The organism is Legionella donaldsonii, assembly GCF_900452385.1.
Lineage (GTDB): Bacteria > Pseudomonadota > Gammaproteobacteria > Legionellales > Legionellaceae > Tatlockia > Tatlockia donaldsonii.
Genome location: NZ_UGOA01000001.1, coordinates 711,169 through 732,105, shown reverse-complemented (window position 1 = coordinate 732,105; position 20,937 = coordinate 711,169). Strand labels below are relative to the sequence as shown.

Here is a 20,937-nt window from a genome sequence, read left to right as displayed (position 1 = left end):
ATCCTGAGTGGATCCCACTTAGGTAGAGAGTCAATGAAAGGGAGTTTTATAATGACAAAAAAATTAATAGGCTATTTTTTGGCTGGATTGCTGATAATACCCTTTTCTACACTACATGCTGCGGCAGAAACTTTAAAGCTTGATCCTGAACATAGCTATATTCTGTGGCAAATTAAACATTTGGGATTTTCAACTCAAGCAGGTAAATGGTACGTTAATGGCACCGTAACCCTGGATAAAGATAAGCCAGAAAATAGTAAAGTTAACGCAACAATCAAACTGGCTGATATTGTTACCGGAATCCCCGAGTTAGATAAACACCTAAAGGGCAAGCTTTTCTTTGATGTTGCCAAGTATCCCACCGCAACGTTTGTTAGTAACAAGGTAGACGTCCTTGATAAAACAACAGCCAAAGTTCACGGCACCCTGGATCTACATGGCATTTCACAACCTGTCACGTTGAATGTAACCCTGAATAAAGTCGGCAAAAATCCTATTACCGAGAAAATGACAGCAGGTTTCACTGCCACGACCACGATTAAACGTTCTGATTTTGGTATAAAAGCCCTACTACCCGATGTAGGAGATGAAGTAAAAATAGAAATTAATGCCGAAGCCTATAAAGACACTCAATGAGGCCTGCTATGAGAATAAAAAATACTACCGATAAATACGGCATTGTTACCATCTCCTTACACTGGCTATTAGCGATTTTAATGATTGGGCTTCTTATCCTCGGTATCTATATGGTTGAGCTGCCAATCAGCCTGCAAAAACTTAAGTTGTATGGCTGGCATAAAGAGTATGGATTTCTTGTGTTAGGACTTGCCATGATTCGAATAATATGGCGTCTTATCAATATCACCCCTGAGTTATCTATTCCAGCCTGGGAACAGTTTGCAGCCCGAGCAGTGCATTGGGCTTTTTACGGATTTATGTTTGCTTTGCCAATTACCGGCTGGTTAATAACCTCTGCTGCGGGGCTACCCGCTTCCTTCTTTGGTCTATTTACTCTACCTAACCTGATAGCTCCTAATGAAGAATTAAGGCATTTATTCCAGGAGATTCATGAATGGCTAGGTTATGCTTTAATCGCATTTATTGCGCTTCATACTGCTGCAGCTTTAAAACACCATTTTATTGATAAAGATGACGTCCTGAGGAGAATGCTGTCATGAGCTTGATCAATTGCTTATACAAATGGTTAGTTTTCATGATACTGACCTTCCTGCCTGTTTTTGTAAACGCGGCTCTTCCCGAATGGGAAATTATCCCGGGTGAAAGCAGTCTTAGCTTCACTGCTACTCAAAATGATGCGCCTGTGAAAGGCCAATTTAAACAATTTACTGGTAAAATTTTTGTTGATCCTAATAATTATAAAAGCAGTAAGATAGATATTATAGTTGATATGAATTCTGTTTCCGCAGATTACGCAGATGTAAAAAATACCTTGATTACGCCTGATTTTTTTAATGTACAGATGTTTCCCAAAGCGGAATTTAAGGCAACTGAGTTTAATAAGACTGGAGATAAAACTTATCAGGCAATGGGGACACTGACTATCCGTGATAAATCTGCTCCTGTTACTTTAACATTTACTGCAGTAGAAACCTCACCCGGGATGGCGCTGGTCGAAGGCACGACTACATTCAAACGCAGTACATTTGGCGTTGGCCAGGGTGACTGGGCTAGTACTGATGAAATAAAAGACGATGTTAAAGTCGATTTTAAACTGGTTGCTAAAAAGAAATCATAGCCATTGCTTATTGTTCTACTGAGAGAGTATAGCAGCGCACAGAGAGGTCAAAAATTATGGATAAAAAGCACTTGGGCAAAGGAAAATCGTTTATTAACAATGAATTTGATATGCCTGCCCCTCGTTGGATAAACACCTACCCAGCAGGACCTTACCGATTTATAAACCGCGAATTTTTTATTATCACCTACGAAACAGATCCCGAGCTCTTACAAGCCGTTTTACCCCCACCTTTAGAGTTAATTGAGCCGGTTATTAAATTTGAATTTATTCGTATGCCTGATTCAACTGGATTTGGTGATTACACTGAATCAGGCCAAGTTATCCCGGTTAGGTACAAAGGTGAGGAGGGCGGATTTACGATTTCCATGTTTCTTGACTGTCATGCTCCCATTGCCGGTGGCCGCGAAATATGGGGGTTTCCGAAAAAACTGGCTAAACCCAAATTAGTTATTGAAGAGGATACGCTAATTGGCCTTCTGAATTACGGTAGTATCAGAATTGCTACAGCAACAATGGGTTATAAACATCATCCTGCAGATAAAGAAAAAGTCTTGGAAGCCATGAAGAAACCCGTATTCTTGCTTAAAAATATTCCTGGTGTTGATGGCACTCCTGAAGTGAATCAGTTAACCAGGACCTATCTACAGGACATCACTATAAAAGGAGCCTGGACTGGACCAGGTAGCTTGGAGCTTCATCCCCACGCCTTAGCACCTATTGCAAATTTTTATATTAAGAGAATCGTTTCTGTTTCTCATTTTATAACTGATTTAACGCTCCCTTATGGAGACGTTGTTGAAGATTATTTGACTCACAAGAAATAACAGCCCCTAAGGCAGGTAAATCGTAAGCATTCACGGAGCATGCTATTCTTGAAACCAGATAAAATACTGCCATCATTGCGAACAAAGTGATGAAATCCAGTTCCAATCTTCCAGGCAGTATGGACGATTCCGCAAAATCGGGTGATAAGAATGTGCTTGGTTGCTAAAACGCATTCTTAAAATAAGCCCCGCGGAATTAAATGCTCAACGAAATAAAAATGATTGCCCTTTTTTAACAAAACCCAAAAAACCATCCGCCTTTGCATCAGGCAGTTTTCCGGGGCTATGATGGTACAACCATATTTTTTTCTTCAATCTTGCAGGGATAGTAACTAATTCGGAATAATGGGCGTGAACGCCTGATTTTTTTTCTGCTGTTTCGCAATCATGAAAAATAATAGTTGCTTCCTCATAATAATCCAAAAGCTGTTTGGGAGCATATTGCGTATCAGCCGTAAAATATATTTTGTTTTCCTTGTAGTGCATCAATAAACCATAACAAGGCATTAACTCATAATTACTGACAATATGAATTGCTCGTACCAATTGAAAATTAATATCATTCCAACAAAAGTGTTCTTTTATAGGGTGAGTGTTAAAAAATGTTTCCAGTGTAGCCTTTTCAGTTTGTAATGTACGTAATCCGCCAGATAGTGAGTGTTCCCATAAATCCTTAATAATATTTTCCGAACAGTAGAGATTGGGCTTAATTTTATAGGCAGGATCAAAAAAAGTGTTCAGTGCCAACCACTCTAAACCACCTATATGATCAGCATGCAAATGGCTAATATAGACGTTCTTGATATCGGCATAGGTTAAATGTTGCTCATTTAATGAAAAACGAAGATCGCCTCCTGCATCAATCAGCAAGGTATCATTCGCTTTTTGTAAAAGTACATTGGATTGATAATTATCCTCTCTCAACGTGAATGCTGAACCAGAACCAAGAAATGTTATCTTTAAAGTCATAATTCTTCCTGTTGTACTATCGAATAAAATGAACGGTTATGCCGCCCATTCAATCGCACCATCCTTACTTTTATTATAGAAACCAAATCCATTCATTTTAATTTGGCTCGTCTTCTGGTAGGAGAAAGTAAGTGGGAATCCTTCCCATACCTTTCAATAAAACATCCCCTCTGGGTAAAAGTCTATAATCATTTTTTATTCGCTCATACACCGCTTGCGAGCATTGGATATGCCCAGGTACTGAGGTAGACTCGAGGCGAGACGCTATATTCACCGTTTCCCCCCAAAGATCATAGGTAAACTTATGGGTCCCAATAACACCAGCAACCACAGGACCGACGTGTAACCCGGCGCGTATAGCGAACTTCCTTTCATCCAGATGTTCTTTATTAATAAAGGCCATCATTTCCATACCAGCCTCAACACAACATTTTAAATGGTCTGGTTTAAACTCGGGAATTCCACCAGCAACCATATAAGAATCCCCCATTGTCTTTATTTTTTCCAAACCATACTTTAGTGAAATTTCATCAAACCGTGAAAAGATAAAATTCAGGACCTCAACCAATTTTTCTGGGCTCATCGCAGCAGATAGTAAAGTAAAATTGACCATATCTATAAACAAAACCGAAACATCGTCATAACGATTGGCAATATTTGTCTCTTCCGATTTTAATCGTTGGGCAATACTGCCTGGTAAAATATTCAATAAAAGTCGTTCCGATTTTTCCTGCTCTGCTTCAATTCTCTTTTCATAACGTCTGCTTACTTTTAGTGCAGCATAAGATGCAGGGAAAGCAACAATAAACCCCAGCAAGATAAAAGCAATTAGGGATAATCTCTGTAATTTAGCGATTTCGCTATTGAGTCTCTTCATATTTTCATGAGAGAAGACTCTCACAGTTGTGTCAGGAACAAGGAATGAATTAACAATTTCTGTTCTTCCTCCTGGCATAATCAGGGTACCACCCGCTTCTACCTTTTTACTCTGGATAGCAGCTCCCCATTTTTGTGGGTGTGCTTGCCCGAGTAATAAAAAATTGGTATCAAATTGATGTACATTTTGCCCGACCAGTTTTTTAATCGGGTGTGCTAGAAAAACGCCTGTATTTTCATCAATCAAACAAAGATAGCCCCGATCCATTTCCGTTTTCGCTAAAGAAGCCTGCAAAGCTGAAATAATATTTTTTTTAGGCTCGCCGTCTGTCAAGAGATGGGAAATCATCTGTGCAACAACCTGCGCCTGCCTTCGATTCACATCCATGCTCATAGTCAGGTAAGTTGAGCGAATCATATTTAAGAGAAGGGGTGAAAGGAGAGTACCGACTAAAAACAAACTGAAAAAGATACCGAGGAAAGTAAACAAGTACAGGTTTGATTTTTGGATCACAATAAGGCCTTCCCTGCTGAAAACAGCTTACTTTATTATTATGGAGTGCTTCGCTGCTCTCGTTCTTAATTCTTTTGTTTTTTAGCCTATCAATGAGGCGTTAACAGGCAATCGCCCTCTTGCCACACCCAATAGCCATTCCGTCAGTTGCCAGCAGTTCTTCAATACAGCACCTACCCTGGCAGCTATTTTACTTACCTCACAAAAACCAGAAGCAAGATTAGAGTTTTCATTCGCTTCAAAGAGGCGGCGGGATGTAAAACAGCTAAAGAGTTCTGACTCGAGAAAATCTCTACCGTCCGCATTGCCAGCTAAAAATTCTGTTATTGCCTCTACGAAAAGCAACCAATAATGGTCTTCTTCAAATGGATTTTTGCCCTAATGGTCCTTAATAATAACTTTATAGTTTTTCTGCTATCAACTCATCCTTTCGTTAAACAACAATGGTCTATAAAAATCCCATCGCTTTAAGAAATTCAGCAAACTAAGCTTTAATCAGCTTCAGACCTCCCAAATAAGGCTGCAATGCATTTGGTATACGAATATTGCCATCCTTGTCTTGATAGTTCTCCATAATCGCTACTAACGTCCGGCCAACTGCCAATCCAGAACCATTTAGAGTATGGACTAACTCTGTCTCCCGGGTTTCTGGGTGCCGATAGCGTGCTTTCATACGGCGGGCTTGATAAGCTTCCGTATTGGAACAGGATGAAATTTCTCTATACATACCCTGGCTGGGTAACCAGACCTCCAAATCATAGGTTTTAGCCGCGCCAGCTCCCAGATCGCCCGTACAAAGAGCGACAACACGATAAGGTAATTCCAGACGTTGTAAGATAACTTCGGCGTGATGAGTTAGTTTCTCAAGCGCCTCATAAGACGTTTCAGGGGTCGTAATCCATACCAGTTCAACTTTTTCAAATTGATGTTGCCGGATCATGCCTTTAGTATCTTTACCATAAGAGCCAGCCTCACTGCGAAAACAAGGGGAATGACAAGCATGGCGTAGTGGCAACGATTCTGCAGCTAAAATTGTGTCGCGAACGGTATTTGTTACTGGAATTTCAGCGGTCGACGTAAGGTAATAACCATCATCCCCCTTCAATTTAAATAAGTCTTCCTCAAATTTCGGTAATTGACCAGTACCCATTAAACTATCGGCATTGACTATGTAAGGGACATAAATTTCTTCGTAACCATGCTCTTGCGTATGAATATCAAGCATAAATTGAATAAGAGCACGATGTAATCTGGCAAGCTCCGCTTTCATTACCACAAACCGGCTACCGGTAATTTTAGCCGCTAGGGCAAAATCCATCTTGGCTAATGCTTCACCCAACTCATCATGCGATTTCACCGCAAAGTCAAACGTAGGAATGGCGCCCCAGCGACGGACTTCCTGATTATCTTGTTCATCACGACCTTCCGGTACCGAAGGGTGGGGTAAATTTGGCAAACTAAAAAGGAGCGCATCCAGGTGCTTTAATACTTCATCAAGCTCCGTTTTTTTGCTCTGTAATTCTTCACCGAGGCGATTAACCTCTTCACGCATCACAGTAATATCTTCACCGCGAGCTTTTGCTTGTCCAATCAACTTGGAGCGCTGATTACGATCATTTTGTAATGCTTGAGTTGTAACTTGCAGCAGCTTTCTTTGATCTTCAAGAATAACAAATGCTTGCACATCAAAATGAAAACCGCGTTTTTTCAGTTGCTCAGCAACATATTGCGGATTATCACGCAATAATTGAGGATCTAACATAGTTCACCTTTAACTCTGGTCGCAGACAATTCGGATTAACTCCAATACGCAAAGTTTATCCTATTTGATTCGATTAATAATAGGGTCCTATTGATTAGGAGCTGCAAACTCAACTCAACAATCGGCCACAGTAAATTCCTAATAAGACCATCGCTAATGAACCAATATTATTGAATAATATATTCAATGCAGCAGCGAGTACCTGGCCATTTTGATAAAGTACCCAAGTTTCCCAGGCAAAACTGGAAAACGTGGTATAAGCCCCAAGAAAACCGACCACTAATACTAAGCGCCAATAATCCCCTACCGCAAATCGTTCTGTTAGCAGAATTATTAGAAACCCTGCCAAAAAAGACCCTAAACTGTTAACTACCCAGGTGCCATAAGGATAACGCGAACCTAAAACATGGTGCATTATGCTTACTGTAGCGAAACGAGCCACTGCTCCTAAAGTCCCTCCACAGGCTACTGCAAGCACTGAAGCTAACACTGTTATCTCACAATGCCTCGGGTTGATTGATTCAGGGCATCAATCATAGGGATAACCTCGGGACAATCATTTTGTATTAGCTCTAATTCTGCAACAGCTTGCTGTACTGTTAGTCCTCTGCGGAAAATAATTTTATAGGCACGTCGCAAATGGTCAATCGCAGAAGAAGAAAACCCTCGCCGTCTTAAACCAACTGTATTGATTCCACATGCAGAGGTTGTGTGGCCGGCAATCATGACATAAGGTAAAACATCTTTGGAAACATAAGTTGCACGGGCAATGAATGCATAGGCGCCTATATGGCAAAATTGATGTACGGCGGCATAAGGCCCGATGATAGCAAAATCATTAACAATGACATGGCCAGACAAGGCTGCATGATTTACCATCGTGATGCTGTTTCCTATCATACAATCATGGCCGATATGAGAATAGGCCATAAAGTAATTACCGTTGCCAATACGGGTAACTCCTCCGCCTTTGACCGTACCACGGCTAATCGTACAATATTCGCGAATAATGTTATTATCGCCTATCTCTAAACGCGTGGGTTCGCCTTTATAGGTAATATCCTGCGGTTCATCACCTACGGAAGCAAATTGAAAAATCTTGTTATTTTTACCGATAACAGTGGGTCCTTGAATTACCACATGGGGGCCAATCCAGCTTCCTTCACCAATTTCCACATCAGCACCAATCACGCTGCCTGGACCTACTGATACGCCTTTTGCCAATTTGGCAGAGGAATGAATCATTGCGCGTTCATCTATCACTTTACAATTTCCTTCGCTGCACTCATTAAATCTGCTGAGCAAGCAAGCTTGTCACCAACAAAAGCTTCGCCATGCATCCGCCAAAAATCACGTTTTTGACCAACTAGTTTGACCTCCAAACGCAGTTGATCACCTGGTATTACTATTTGTTTAAAGCGGGCATTATCAATTCCTGCAAAAAAATACAGGAATTCATAGCCTTCTTTAGGCTTGCGCGACAAATTCGATAATATCGCACTGGCCTGAGCCAACGCTTCAAGCATTAGCACACCAGGCATGATAGGATTTCCCGGGAAATGCCCCGTAAAAAAAGGTTCGTTAATTGTTACATTTTTAGTAGCAATTAAATAATTCATTACTTCGTATTCCATAACCCGATCAACGAGGACAAATGGATAACGATGTGGTAATAAATCGAGAATTTTAGTTATTTCAATCATTTCACTCATGCACTTTACTCTCATTAAATTCATTGGGGCTTCACATCTGTTCTCAATCTCTGAGAACTCAATTTGAATCGTGCTGCCTCTCCTTTTCCAATTTGGTAAGGCGGGTAACATAATTATCAAGGCGCCGAAAACGCGCCGCATTACGACGCCATTGTCCATGTTCACTCACCATAATGCCAGAAGAATAAATGCCTGGCTTAGACAAGGATTTATTCACCGTTGACATGCCGGTGATCACGATATCGTCCACAAGATGCACGTGCGCGGCAACACAACTGGCACCGCCGATTATACAATGTGCCCCAATCCTTGTATAAGCACCAATAGCGGCGCAACCGGCAATGGCTGAATTTGCGCCAATAATAACATCATGAGCAATCTGTACCAAATTATCGATGTGCACCCCTTCACCAATATAAGTATCGCCTAGAGCGCCTCTGGCAATTACCGTGTTAGCACCTAGCTGAACGTAATCTGCAATAATAACCCCGCCAACGGCCGGGCCATGTAACCAGCGACCCTGCATTTTTACACTATTAAAAGGTAAGGCACCAATTATGGCCCCACTTTCAATAGCAACATGTTGACCTATTTCGGAACCTTGTAGAACAACAACCCCGTTATGAATGGTCGTTTGATTTCCTATCCTGACATCCGATTCAATCACACAATTTGCATCAACCTGGACACCATTACCCAGCACTACCCCGTCGCCAATAACAGAATTTTCTCCCACTCTCACACCCTGGCCTATTGTTGCCGAAGGAGAGACTACGGCTGTCGCATGAATTCCTTCCAAGGTTTTTGGAGTCTGTTGAAATAGTCCTGTAACCACTGACATTTTTTCTAGAGGATTGGCAACTACAATAGAACTGGTCGGGCAATATTGGAGATACGCTGCAGTTAGCAGGACAACACCAGCCCTTGTTTGACTCAAAGATGCAAGCAAGACAGGATTATCAAAGTAAGCCAGATCGGTCTGGGTAGCACGACTCAATGATGCAAAACCCTGAATGGGGCATTCAGCTTGACCATGAAAAACCCCATCCAGGCGAGCCGCTAGCTCGGCAAGGGTATACACGTTACTCACGAATTAGCAATGAAACAATTAGTTAATTTGTTTCATCACTTCCTCAGTGATATCCAACTTGGAAACACTGAAAGGTGCAGCATCTTTCTGCAGAATAAGATCATATTTTTGGGTTTCAGCTACCTTGTTGATCGCTTTGCGTATCTTACCGTAAAGCTCTTCCATGGCTTCATTATGGGCGGTACTCAATTCCTGCTGATATTGCTGGCCTTCTCTTTCAAAAGTTTGCTGGGTAGCAACGATCTTTTTCTCCAGTTCTTTCTTTTGAGTCTGGCTCATAATAGCGCTATCACGCTTAAATTTTTCCATATCCTTTTTCAACCCTTCTTCCATCGCAACCAACTTGTCACGACGAGGCTTGAAATCTTTCTCTAGTTTTTGCTGGATCACTTTCATTTGGCTAGAGGTTTGCATGATTTTTTGCAAATCTACAACACCAATTTTTGCCCAATCTGCAAAAGCATTAGCGGCACCTAAACCAAACACTAATGCAATTAAAATCCCACTGACACGCTTCATTATGTTGCTCTCCTGATTAAAAGTCTCTGATGCTAACACACTTCACTGCAGGTTGCGATATTGTGCTAGTCTCCACCTATTAATTTCTTCAGTTAGCTTCAGTTAGCTTCTTTTACTCATTAAACCAACCCTAAACTAACCCCTGCGAAATTAAAAACCGGATGACAAGGTAAATTGGAACAATTGTCCCTTATCTAAAGGTTGTTTGTTCAATGCCTGAGCCACGCTGAATGCCAAAGGTCCAAAAGGAGAACGCCATTCAACAGATAAACCGGCTGAATAACGCATCGGTCCTGCCAGCGTTCCTCTTAAAGCAGTCGGTATGCCTTTTGCAAAAACGTTACCGGCATCAGTAAAAACCGTTGTTCTGACGTTATCACGACTTAAGGGATAAGGCAGGATAAGACCAGCACTTCCATTGACAAGGAAGTTGGCACCGATTGCATTACCATTACTATCCTGAGGTCCTAGAGAGTAACTGTCATAACCTCGAACCTGACCAGGCTGGGCAATACCTCCCGCGAAATAGTTTTCGAAGAACGGTAAGCTCTTGCCATTAAAGCCGTTTCCATAGCCAACATTGCCTAACAAGGTAAAAATAAAACCACGAGTAATTGGTTGATACCAGTGGGCTTGATAAGCCGCTTTGTAATACGACAAGGAATTGGACGAGGCAGGCAGGGCAACTAAACCCGAGATTTGCTGATTCATCCCTCTCGTAGGATAAGGCATTTGATCGTAGCTGTTACGATTCCAACCGCTTGTTAAGCGAATCTCATGAAAGTCACGCCCATATAAATTCACGAAATTCTGAATTTGCATAACCGTACCGACTGACTTAATACGTAAGTCTTGGTATCCATAGCCGAATTGCAGACTACTATTTTCGCTTAATAATACGTTGTAACTTACATCACCACCAAAACGGTTAGAGGAATAAGAACTGACATCCAATTTTTTTGGGTCAACTCGCTGATAATACAGCCCCATCCCGCGTCCAACCCCATTTTGGGTATAAAAAGGATTGTAATAATTCAGGTTATAATCCTGCCCCCAATAGCTCGCATTAAAGCCAACCCCCATAGAACGCCCGGTTCCCATGAAGTTATGCTGATTAATTGCAGCATTAAATTGCGGTCCGTTGGTACCATAACCTACCGAAGCCGTTGCCTCTGCCGAAGGCGCTTCTTCTACGTCAACGTCCAAATCAACCTGGTTATTTGTTCCTGGTACAGGATTTGTTTTCACATTGATATTTTTTAAATAGCTAAGAAGACGCAACTGCCGTTCAGATTCTTTAATATTATGTAAAGACAGCAAACCGCCTTCATTTTGGCGAATGACATTACGTAATACATAATCAGCCGTTTTCGTATTACCATGGAAATTGATACGGCGTACATAAACATGACGGCCAGGCTCGATCATAAAAGTAATAAAGACTGTTTTATTGGTTTCATCGATCCGAGGCTCTGCATTAATGGCAGGAAAACCATAACCAACATCACCTAAAGCCAAACCAATCGCAGAAATACTTTCCGTAACCTTTTTACGTGAAAAAACATCGCCCTTTTTTACTTCAATCAGAGAGTCTATTTTTTCTTTGGGTAAAATGGTTTTACCTGCAATTGCATAACCAGCGAAACGGTACTGTGGTCCCTCATCGATATGAATATTAATATAAACATCTTTTTTATCAGGGGATAATAAGACTTGCGAGGAAACGATATTAAATTTCAAATAGCCCCGATCAAGGTAAAAAGACCGTAGAGCCTCTAGGGACGTGTCCATAGCTGCTTTGGAATACTGATCCTTTTTACTGAAATAGGTGAAAATATTGCTAGTCGACAAAGACAATTCCGGCAATAATTCATTACTGGTAAAATCGTGATTGCCAATAAACTTGATTTCTTTGATTCGAGAAACACGCCCTTCGGAAACGGTGACGGTGATAGCAACACGGTTTTCCGTCAATGACGCAATCTTCGTTTCGATGCGAGAATTATACTTTCCACGTGCATTATAGGCCTGTTTTAATTCTTTTTCTAAACGCTCAAGGGATGACCGTTGAAAAACACGCCCCTTGACCAAGCCCATCTCCTTGAGTAACTCCTTCATTTTATCACTGGGAATCTCCTGGTTCCCCACTACCGAAATAGAACCGATAGTGGCTCGTTCAACCACGTGAACAACCAGTGTGTTGCCTTCTCGCTCAAGCGATACTGCCTGGAAAAAACCGGTTTCATAAAGGGCTCGAATGATTTGTGCAGAAGAGCCAGGTCCTATTTCCTCACCAACTTGCACAGGCAGGTAATTTAACACAGTACCTACACTGACTCGCTGCAAACCAACAACCTTGATATCACGCACAACGAAACCATTTGCCGCATTTATTTCAGTCGACCAGGCTAACGCCGTTGAACAAAGGATACCCAAAACAATTTTTTTACTGATTTTTTTCATTCTTATTTTACGTCCAGTACTACGCACGGTCTTGTCACTGGAATAATTCCAGCACGAATATATAAATTGCACCCTTTTATAGGAAGTGACTAACCCTGTCAAGAAATTATGACCTCTTTCCAAACTCTACTTGGGTAGGAAATTGCTTCGTCGAGACGGTACTCGAACCCTCGTGTCCTTGTCTGTACACTCCGGCTCCGCGCTCCGTGTCTGCTCGCTCTTTCCATTCCACAGCCAGGCTGGAAGAAGTCTATGATTAAAATGTAGCCTTGAGCTGAATAACTAACGCAAGAATGGTCACATCCAAAAGCGCTAAATCGGGCAATAGCTAGATTTTTTGCGACAGTCTACCACAGAGAGCCCCCACTGTTACCAGCTATTTATTATCTTGGGACTAAAAATCTGCTTGCATTTGTATACTCAATTGATTTATTGATTATTTCAATCGAAAACAATCATAGAATAATCATTATTATCCCAGCAACCGCGATATATCATTGCTCAATGCTAAAATCATTAATGCCATCATAAACAATAAGCCAACATAAATTCCCGCTGATCTCACCTCTTCAGAAAGTGGCCGCCTTCTAACAATTTCCATTAGGCAGTAAAGTAAATGACCTCCATCCAGCATAGGAATAGGCAATAGATTCAACACGCCTAAACTAATACTGACTAAAGCTAAGAAAGATAAATAATAAGTAAATCCGGTACGGGCGGATTCGCCTGCTCCCTGGGCTATTCCCACCGGTCCGCTAATACTTTGTAACGCCAGTTTACCTGTAATAAAACGGCCAATTAAAGAAAACGTTGCTCCTGTTAAATCAATTGTTTGCGCAAAAGCAGTCCCCATTGCTTCAACGGGACCTTGGCGTTGTACGCGCAACCATTGTGGCGGCCAATCTACTTTTTGAGAGCGAACACCAAGAAAACCTTCTTTTTGGCCATCATTTACTTTCGTACCAATTTGTAATTTGACGTTCTCTATCTGCCCTTGTCTGGCGATCAACAAATGCAAAGGAGCGCCTGGATGTTGCTTGACATACTCAACCAAATTTAGCCAATCCTCTAAAGGTTTGCCCTCCACGGTCTTAATAATATCACCCGATTGCAATCCTGCTGCTTTCGCCGGCGAGTCATCAAGTACTTCACCGACTATAGGAGGTATGGTAGGTATAAAGGGGGTTATCCCAAGGCTTCCTAAGGGATCAGGTTTTTTGGCGTCCAAATTCCAATTTTCCAAGGGTAGAATGAATGTTTTTTTCTCGCCATTTGCTAACGACTTGACAGAAATGGAGACTTTTTCATCACTGCCAAGCAAAGGCATTAAAGCAAACTGAAAATCTCGCCAACTGGTAATTTTTTTATTATCCAGAGCCAGAATTTCTTGTTTCGGCCCTAACCCAGCCTCTGCAGCAATACTTCCAGGCTTCACTGTTTCAATCATAGGTGCCAGGGATTGAATACCAATCACCAAGACCATCCATAACGCGACGAAAGCAAAAATAAAATTAAATAAAGGACCGGCTACAATGATTGCGATACGAGCCCAAACCGATTTGTTATTAAAAGCAAGATGACGCTCTTTTTCCGGGACTTCGCCTTCAGTTTCATCCAGCATTTTCACATACCCGCCCAGAGGAAAAAGAGACCAGGCATACTCCGTGCCCTGTTTATCATGCCAGCGTGCCAGTACCTTACCAAAACCGAATGAAAAACGAAGGACCTTCACACCGCAAAGGCGGGCTACGAGAAAATGACCATATTCATGTACTGTTATTAACAATAACAATGCAAGGAAAAAATAAATTAAAGTCAGTACCATAATTAGATTCCTGGTGCTAAAACGTATAATCCCCAATAAAATAAAGGCGATGCCGCAAGCAAACTGTCTAAACGATCGAGTACGCCCCCATGGCCAGGAATTAACCGACCAGTATCCTTAATTTTAGCTCTTCTTTTAAGCATGCTGATAAATAAATCGCCGACCATGGAAATTAAGGTCGTTGCTATTCCGATGTTAAACCAATGAACAAGGCCTACACGGGGCTGAAAATAATAGTAACCGCAGCATGCCACCAACATTGACAATATAAAACCACCTGACGCACCTTCTACTGTTTTGCCAGGGCTCACAGAGGGAATAAGCTTATGACGTCCCCACTGCTTACCCGCCAAATAAGCGCCGATATCAGTAGCCCAAACCAGAAAAAGCAAATACACAATCAGATCTTTACCTTGCTCCTGTTTATAAATTGCCATCATACTCTGGGCAAATAAAGGCAGCAGCAGCAGGCAAGCACCGGCAACTATCCAGGAATAACCCCAAACTGTCTGTGATCTTGGGAACAGAACTATCGCTGCTAAAATAAAAACCCATAGCAAGAGGCCAAGAGCCAACCAATAATAAAAAATGTAATGACTTAAACACGCCGCTGCCAGAAGCAACACAAGAAAAGCAATTTTTGATGGCAAGGAAGCGATAGGAATTAATCCTAACCATTCAAAACCGCAAGCTAGCATTAAGAGCAGTACAAACCCGGCAAAAACCCAGTTTGGTGCATAATAGATAGCAAACAAAACGAGGGGCACTAGTATAACTGTGGTTAATAGCCGCTGTTTAAACATGGTTAACCTCATTAAGTTGTTGTGAGGTTTTACCATAGCGCCGTTCTCGCGAACTAAAACTGGCCAATGCTTTTTGGAATGCTTCCGCTGTGAAATCAGGCCAATGTACATCCGTAAAATACAATTCGGTATAAGCTAGCTGCCAAAGGAAAAAATTGCTAATCCGTTGCTCGCCACTGGTACGAATAAACAAGTCCGGATCCGGCAATCCATGGGTACTGAGCGCTTGTTCCAGAGCAGATTCATTAACCGCCTCAATAGCCAACTCACCTGTACACACACGTTTCGCGATACTCTTGGCAGCCTGGACAAGATCCCATTTACCGCCATAGTTCACCACAACATTCAAGATCAGACGCTTATTATTTGCAGTCAGCTCTTCAGCCGCTAACATCTGGGAACACAGCGTTGGTGACAGGGCTTCCCTATCACCAGTAAAACGCAGGCAAACCCCATGTTGGTGGAGTTCTTGTACTTCATGTCCTAGCGCTTCAATAAAAAGCTGCATCAAAAACTCAACTTCGTTTTCAGGCCTTGACCAGTTTTCACTGCTAAAAGCGAATAGGCTCAAGATTGGAATTTGAGTTTGTAAACAACAACGGATAACCGTTTTTACTGTCTCAACACCAGCACGATGTCCTTCAACTCGCAACAAACCACGGCTTTGTGCCCAACGTCCATTGCCATCCATCACAATGGCTACGTGTTGAGGTAAGATCTCGTTCAACCCAATTCATCCAATACATAAAATGGTGGATAGTCTACCCGCTTTATAACAAAATATTAAGTATTGTAATATCTAAAAACCAAGTATCTCCAATTAGGGTCTGTTGATATTTTCCTAGCTTGAGTGATTACGGCTTGATAGTCGAGCATCGCAGCGAAGCACAGAAAATCAAGCCATAAGCGCCAAGATAATAGTAGAAATGTCAACAGCCCTTTACTTTTTGCAGTGCCATCCTGCTTAGAAATTAAAACCAGTATATAATCGGGTTTTACTCCATTGAGATTTTTTGATGCAACAGATTAAGCCACTCGTCTTAATGATCCTGGATGGTTGGGGTTACCAAGAAAATACGGCACATAATGCGATTGCTGCAGCCAAGACCCCCCAATGGGATGAATGGTGGCAAACACGACCACATATTCTCCTCGATGCCTCGGGTCACCAGGTTGGCCTGCCAGATGAGCAAATGGGAAACTCTGAGGTTGGTCATATGCACATTGGCGCCGGCCGAATTATTTATCAGGATTTTACTCGTATTAACGACGCAATCAGTCGTGGTGAATTTGCTAAAAACCCCGTCCTTACTAATCTTATCGAGGATATGCAAAAAAAGAATAAAACCGTGCATGTCATGGGACTTCTTTCACCAGGCGGAGTGCATAGCCATGAAAATCACCTTTTTGCTTTTCTGGCTCTCTGTCATCAATTAAGGTTTAGCAATGTATGCCTCCATTTATTTCTCGATGGACGCGATACACCACCACAAAGTGCCTTGCAAAGCCTGGACAGGCTCAACCAGCATTTAGAACGATACCCTGTCGCTACCATATGTTCCATTTCAGGACGGTATTTTGCCATGGATCGCGATAAGCGCTGGGAACGAGTGGCGCCGGTTTATCGTTTATTAACAGAAGCAAAAAGTAACTATCAATTTCAGCGGGCTGAAACCGCTATAGCGACCTTTTACGAGGAAAAAAAATACGATGAATTTATTCCTCCTACACTGATTGGTGCAGGTAAAGTGATTGAAGATGGTGATTCAATCCTGTTTTTTAATTTTCGCGCCGATCGGGCTCGTCAATTAACCCAAGCGTTTCTTGATGAGGAATTTAATGGTTTTATTCGCTCAACTCACCCTACACTTGCTCATTTTGTAAGCATGACTCACTATGCAAAAAATTTAGCGACTGAAATAGCCTTCCCTCCAATAACATTAAATAACACCTTGGGAGAAGTCATCGCCAATAATGGCTTAAGTCAATTACGCATTGCTGAAACCGAAAAATATGCCCATGTCACATTCTTTTTTAATGGGGGTTCAGAACAAGTGTTTCGCAATGAAGATAGAATTCTGATTCCTTCCCCGTCAGTCGCTACTTACGATTTATTGCCGGAAATGAGTGCACCGGAACTGACCCGGGCTTTAATAGATGCAATTCGCAGTGAGGCCTATGATGTCATCATCTGTAATTATGCGAATGCTGATATGGTAGGCCATAGTGGCGACTTTAATGCTGCTGTCAAAGCGGTTGAATGCCTCGATCAATGCATGCATGATGTGTGGCAAGCGCTAACAGAGACCGGAGGTGCTTTATTGATCACCGCTGACCATGGCAATGCGGAAGCAATGTTTGATGAAACCACACAACAGGCACATACAGCCCATACCTGCGAACCCGTTCCTTTACTTTATGTAGGAGGAGATTGGCAGTTTAATCAGTCCAAAGGCAGTTTAATTGATGTCGCCCCCACTATTCTGGCCTTACTTGGTATTACTCAACCCCATGAAATGACTGGTCACGCACTCTTGGTAAAAAATTATGATTTTGCAAATTAAAAACCGCTTATTGACTTCCATGAACTCAATCCTTTGGTTAACAATACTTTCATTGCCTTTGTTGACAGAGGTATGCTGGGCTGAAAACGCTTCGCTCACCCAGGCTAAAACCAAATTAAAACGGTTAGACCAGCAAATCCATACCCTGAAACAGACTCTGGCCTCCGTTCAGGACAAGCGTGGGGTACTTAATCAAGAACTGGCCGGTACTGAAAAGCAAATCAGTGATGGCATACGCAAATTGCGTCTTATCCAGCAAGATATGAATTCCAAGCAACGTAAAATTAGTCTTTTGCAACAACATGTTAATGAACTCAATCAACAACTGGCAGCACAACAGCAATTACTCGCCCAGCATGTGCGCACAAGATATAAAATGGGTGAATATCAACCTCTTAAATGGCTTGTAAATCAGGATGATCCTTATGCAATCAGCAGGTTGTTAACTTTTTACCAATATTTGGTTCAATCGCGCCAACACATTATCGATCAGATTGATACGACAAAAAAAGAGATTACCCAAGACCATAACAAACTTAAAAATGAGCTCACTGAACAGCAACAATTACAACACCAACTTCATAGCCATCAACAGCAATTAGAGCGAGATAAGCAATACCACACCGCCGTCATACAATCACTCGACAACGAAATTGAAACAAAAGAACACACTTTATCAGAGTATGAACACAATAAAGAAAATTTATCCCGTTTACTTAAAACCCTGGCTCTGCAAAGTGTGACTCAAGCTAAAAGACCATTCACCCAGATGAGGCGAAAATTGCCACGCCCTGTTCAAGTCGGTAGGCAATCTTTGCAAAAAATGAACCAGGGAGTGACATTTTTTGCCGGAGAAGGGACCCCGGTTACTGCCGTTTATCCAGGCAAAGTCGTGTTTAGTGATTGGCTCAATGGTTACGGGCTTTTATTAATTCTGGACCATGGTCAAGGCTTTATGACCCTTTATGCTCACAATCAATCTCTCTTTAAACACAAGGGTGCAACGGTGTTACAAGGTGAACAAATTGCTACTGTAGGCCATAGCGGTGGATTAAAACAAAACGGTCTATACTTTGAAGTAAGGCAGCGTGGAAAAGCGATTCCGCCACTCGAGTGGTTGTCTTGATAATCCTCTGGCACTTATATTGCAACGTACAGTGATACCGGAAGATGACGCATACAGCGCCAAACTTACCAAAGGAGAACAGTATGTACAACAAACGCCTTTATTTTGGTGCGATCACAGTATGGGTCAGCACAAGCCTTCTTTTTCCACTACAAGCTTATACTGCCGAAGAAACCTCCACTAAACGAATTCCTATGGAAGATGTGCAACGGTTTTCCAATGCCATCGGTCAAATTAAGAAATATTATGTTAAACCTGTCGATGACAAGGAACTGTTTGATAATGCCATACGGGGTATGCTCAGCGGCCTGGATCCCCACTCCACTTACCTGGATGAGGATGCTTTTAAAGAATTGCAAACCTCAACCAGTGGTGAATTTGGCGGCTTGGGCATTGAAGTGACGATGGAAGATGGTGTAGTCAAGGTTGTCACTCCTTTAGTTGACACCCCCGCATTCAAAGCAGGTATTAAGGCCGGTGACTATATCATTAAATTGGGGAACCAATCGGTGCAAGGAATTAGCTTAAAAGAAGCCGTTGAATTAATGCGAGGCAAGGAAGGTACTACCCTGGATTTAACTATTTTACGTAAAGGTGAGAATAAGCCACTCAATTTTTCACTGGTACGTGAAAAAATCCTGATCAAGAGCGTAAAAAGCAAATTACTGGACGATGGCTATGGCTATGTGCGCCTCACCCAATTCCAGGCGATGACTGGCGAAGATATGGAAAAAGCGATTAGCCAGTTAAAACAACAGTCTGGCGGTAAACTTAAAGGCCTTATTCTGGATTTACGTAATAACCCAGGCGGGTTGTTGGACTCAGCAATCCAAGTCTCCGATGCTTTCCTTGATACAAGCAAGGCTGGCAAACCTGAACTCATTGTTTACACCCAAGGCCGCCTCCCTGGCTCAAAATTTACTGCCTTGGCTAATCCGGGTGATATCTTGAACAATGCGCCATTAGTAGTACTCATTAATAATGGCTCTGCATCTGCCTCAGAAATTGTTGCCGGTGCACTGAAAGATAACAAACGCGCTATTATTCTCGGCACGCAAAGTTTTGGTAAAGGCTCGGTACAAACAGTGCTCCCTCTTGATGACAAACGAGGAATCAAATTGACTACCGCATTGTATTACACGCCTTCTGGAACTTCTATTCAAGCAAAAGGTATTACCCCTGACATCGTGGTCGAAGAGATCGCTGTACCCAAAGCTGACCCGAAAGCAGGTGGTTTTGCCGGTTTCAGTGAAGCCGATTTGAGTGGGCATCTACTGAACAAGGATGAAAAAGGCGAACAAAGTAAAACGAATGCCTCTGCAAAAGATGATCAAACCCTGCTTCACGAAGATTATCAATTGTACGCTGCCCTTACTATCTTAAAAGGCCTGGCAGTCGCCAAGCGTTAAATAATTCCACCACAGGCCAATGCCTGTGGTGGCTACTGCATTTAGTACTGGATGGACAGCCTTCAAAAAAATGTATATAATCTGTCCATTCCGCTGGAATGACCCCTTTCATGCTCTGATTGAGGTAAATTAAAGATGTCAAATTTTTTTGGAAAAAATGTACAACGACCGGTGTATACAGGTAAACAGCTGCAAACCGAAATTACCCTATGCAAAGCGCGTATCAATGAAGCCCATCAGGCTTTAAAGCGCCTAAAACAAGACATTGATAACCGTTGCCAAAAATTGCAAGGTATCTATGAATTCCTGGATGAGAAACAAGCGCTTTATGAACAATTAACAGCGCGATATCAAAATCAACCTTCAACTTCACTGGCAGGCCGCATTGAAAAGCTTCAAAAAGCCATTACAGATATGCTGGCTAATATGGAAGCAACTGAACCAGCCAAAGTGATAGCCGATTTAAGTGCCAATTATGAAGCATTGAAATTAGAGTTGGCTAGAAAAGAAGTCTTATTAACTATAAGAGAGCTGACAACGGCTGGTGAACTCGACGTCCACGACGCAATAAAGCCAAAGTGGTAGTAGAAAAAACATCTACCCTTCGCGCTTTAAAGTAGGGTTTGCGAACCCAGTTAAAAAGCGATTTAGGGTCGTCGTGTGGAAGGCAAAACAGGGCAGAGCAGGTATCAGAATGGTATGATACTAAATGAGATAAAAAC

General features: G+C 42.0%; 21 protein-coding genes. 8 read left to right on the top strand and 13 right to left on the bottom strand.

Going from position 1 to position 20,937, the window contains the following annotated elements; translation table 11 throughout:
* Window positions 1-51: 51 nt before the first annotated feature.
* From DYC89_RS03455 to DYC89_RS03440, 4 genes are read left to right on the top strand one after another with little or no spacing between them, the layout of a single operon-like run.
* Complete coding sequence (locus tag DYC89_RS03455) at window positions 52-636, top strand: YceI family protein (RefSeq protein ID WP_181879310.1); 585 nt, start codon at window positions 52-54, stop codon at window positions 634-636.
* A gap of 8 nt (window positions 637-644) precedes the next feature.
* Entirely contained in the window at window positions 645-1,178 is a 534-nt protein-coding gene (locus tag DYC89_RS03450) for a cytochrome b (protein WP_115220511.1), read from the top strand.
* Window positions 1,175-1,756: a YceI family protein gene (locus tag DYC89_RS03445; protein ID WP_115220510.1), complete on the top strand. Its 582-nt coding sequence runs from the start codon at window positions 1,175-1,177 to the stop codon at window positions 1,754-1,756. Before DYC89_RS03450 ends, DYC89_RS03445 begins: the two co-directional genes overlap by 4 nt.
* 56 nt (window positions 1,757-1,812) lie before the next feature.
* Entirely contained in the window at window positions 1,813-2,583 is a 771-nt protein-coding gene (locus DYC89_RS03440; protein ID WP_115220509.1) for an acetoacetate decarboxylase, read from the top strand.
* A 204-nt stretch (window positions 2,584-2,787) separates the two neighbouring features.
* Here DYC89_RS03440 and DYC89_RS03435 read toward each other — a convergent pair whose 3' ends face one another.
* The 13 genes from DYC89_RS03435 to uppS form a co-directional block, all read right to left on the bottom strand.
* Window positions 2,788-3,552, bottom strand: a complete 765-nt coding sequence (locus DYC89_RS03435) for an MBL fold metallo-hydrolase (protein WP_115220508.1) — start codon at window positions 3,550-3,552, stop codon at window positions 2,788-2,790.
* Between the two features lie 97 nt (window positions 3,553-3,649).
* Window positions 3,650-4,942: an adenylate/guanylate cyclase domain-containing protein gene (locus DYC89_RS03430; RefSeq protein ID WP_115220507.1), complete on the bottom strand. Its 1,293-nt coding sequence runs from the start codon at window positions 4,940-4,942 to the stop codon at window positions 3,650-3,652.
* An 81-nt stretch (window positions 4,943-5,023) separates the two neighbouring features.
* The gene (locus DYC89_RS16390) at window positions 5,024-5,287 is read right to left on the bottom strand and encodes a hypothetical protein (RefSeq protein WP_147285468.1); all 264 of its coding nucleotides are present in this window, start codon (window positions 5,285-5,287) and stop codon (window positions 5,024-5,026) included.
* 139 nt (window positions 5,288-5,426) lie between these two features.
* On the bottom strand, window positions 5,427-6,704 hold the full coding sequence (gene serS / locus DYC89_RS03425) for a serine--tRNA ligase (RefSeq protein WP_115220506.1): 1,278 nt from the start codon (window positions 6,702-6,704) through the stop codon (window positions 5,427-5,429).
* 109 nt (window positions 6,705-6,813) lie between these two features.
* Window positions 6,814-7,194, bottom strand: a complete 381-nt coding sequence (gene crcB / locus DYC89_RS03420; protein WP_245953939.1) for a fluoride efflux transporter CrcB — start codon at window positions 7,192-7,194, stop codon at window positions 6,814-6,816.
* A 2-nt stretch (window positions 7,195-7,196) separates the two neighbouring features.
* The gene (lpxA, locus tag DYC89_RS03415) at window positions 7,197-7,967 is read right to left on the bottom strand and encodes an acyl-ACP--UDP-N-acetylglucosamine O-acyltransferase (protein WP_115220505.1); all 771 of its coding nucleotides are present in this window, start codon (window positions 7,965-7,967) and stop codon (window positions 7,197-7,199) included.
* Window positions 7,964-8,416, bottom strand: coding sequence for a 3-hydroxyacyl-ACP dehydratase FabZ (gene fabZ / locus DYC89_RS03410; RefSeq protein WP_115220504.1), 453 nt, complete (start codon window positions 8,414-8,416; stop codon window positions 7,964-7,966). Before fabZ ends, lpxA begins: the two co-directional genes overlap by 4 nt.
* Before the next feature lie 58 nt (window positions 8,417-8,474).
* Entirely contained in the window at window positions 8,475-9,497 is a 1,023-nt protein-coding gene (gene lpxD, locus DYC89_RS03405) for a UDP-3-O-(3-hydroxymyristoyl)glucosamine N-acyltransferase (RefSeq protein ID WP_181879441.1), read from the bottom strand.
* Window positions 9,498-9,524: 27 nt separating this feature from the next.
* Window positions 9,525-10,025: an OmpH family outer membrane protein gene (locus tag DYC89_RS03400; protein ID WP_058446765.1), complete on the bottom strand. Its 501-nt coding sequence runs from the start codon at window positions 10,023-10,025 to the stop codon at window positions 9,525-9,527.
* 150 nt (window positions 10,026-10,175) lie between these two features.
* Window positions 10,176-12,488, bottom strand: coding sequence for an outer membrane protein assembly factor BamA (gene bamA / locus DYC89_RS03395; protein ID WP_115220502.1), 2,313 nt, complete (start codon window positions 12,486-12,488; stop codon window positions 10,176-10,178).
* Between the two features lie 472 nt (window positions 12,489-12,960).
* Window positions 12,961-14,313 carry an RIP metalloprotease RseP gene (gene rseP / locus DYC89_RS03390; protein WP_115220501.1) on the bottom strand — a complete coding sequence of 451 codons (1,353 nt, stop codon included), beginning with the start codon at window positions 14,311-14,313 and terminating at the stop codon, window positions 12,961-12,963.
* Between the two features lie 2 nt (window positions 14,314-14,315).
* Window positions 14,316-15,116, bottom strand: coding sequence for a phosphatidate cytidylyltransferase (locus DYC89_RS03385; protein ID WP_115220500.1), 801 nt, complete (start codon window positions 15,114-15,116; stop codon window positions 14,316-14,318).
* The gene (gene uppS, locus DYC89_RS03380; RefSeq protein WP_115220499.1) at window positions 15,109-15,843 is read right to left on the bottom strand and encodes a polyprenyl diphosphate synthase; all 735 of its coding nucleotides are present in this window, start codon (window positions 15,841-15,843) and stop codon (window positions 15,109-15,111) included. Before uppS ends, DYC89_RS03385 begins: the two co-directional genes overlap by 8 nt.
* 289 nt (window positions 15,844-16,132) lie before the next feature.
* Here uppS and gpmI point away from each other — a divergent pair, with 289 nt between their 5' ends.
* From gpmI to DYC89_RS03360, 4 genes are all read left to right on the top strand, one after another.
* Complete coding sequence (gene gpmI, locus DYC89_RS03375) at window positions 16,133-17,680, top strand: 2,3-bisphosphoglycerate-independent phosphoglycerate mutase (RefSeq protein ID WP_115220498.1); 1,548 nt, start codon at window positions 16,133-16,135, stop codon at window positions 17,678-17,680.
* Window positions 17,681-17,699: 19 nt separating this feature from the next.
* Window positions 17,700-18,806 carry a murein hydrolase activator EnvC family protein gene (locus tag DYC89_RS03370; RefSeq protein WP_245953938.1) on the top strand — a complete coding sequence of 369 codons (1,107 nt, stop codon included), beginning with the start codon at window positions 17,700-17,702 and terminating at the stop codon, window positions 18,804-18,806.
* 83 nt (window positions 18,807-18,889) lie between these two features.
* Window positions 18,890-20,215 (top strand): S41 family peptidase, encoded by a 1,326-nt coding sequence (locus DYC89_RS03365; protein ID WP_115220496.1) that lies wholly within the window; start codon window positions 18,890-18,892, stop codon window positions 20,213-20,215.
* A 135-nt stretch (window positions 20,216-20,350) separates the two neighbouring features.
* Window positions 20,351-20,800: a hypothetical protein gene (locus DYC89_RS03360; RefSeq protein ID WP_115220495.1), complete on the top strand. Its 450-nt coding sequence runs from the start codon at window positions 20,351-20,353 to the stop codon at window positions 20,798-20,800.
* Window positions 20,801-20,937 lie beyond the last annotated feature (137 nt).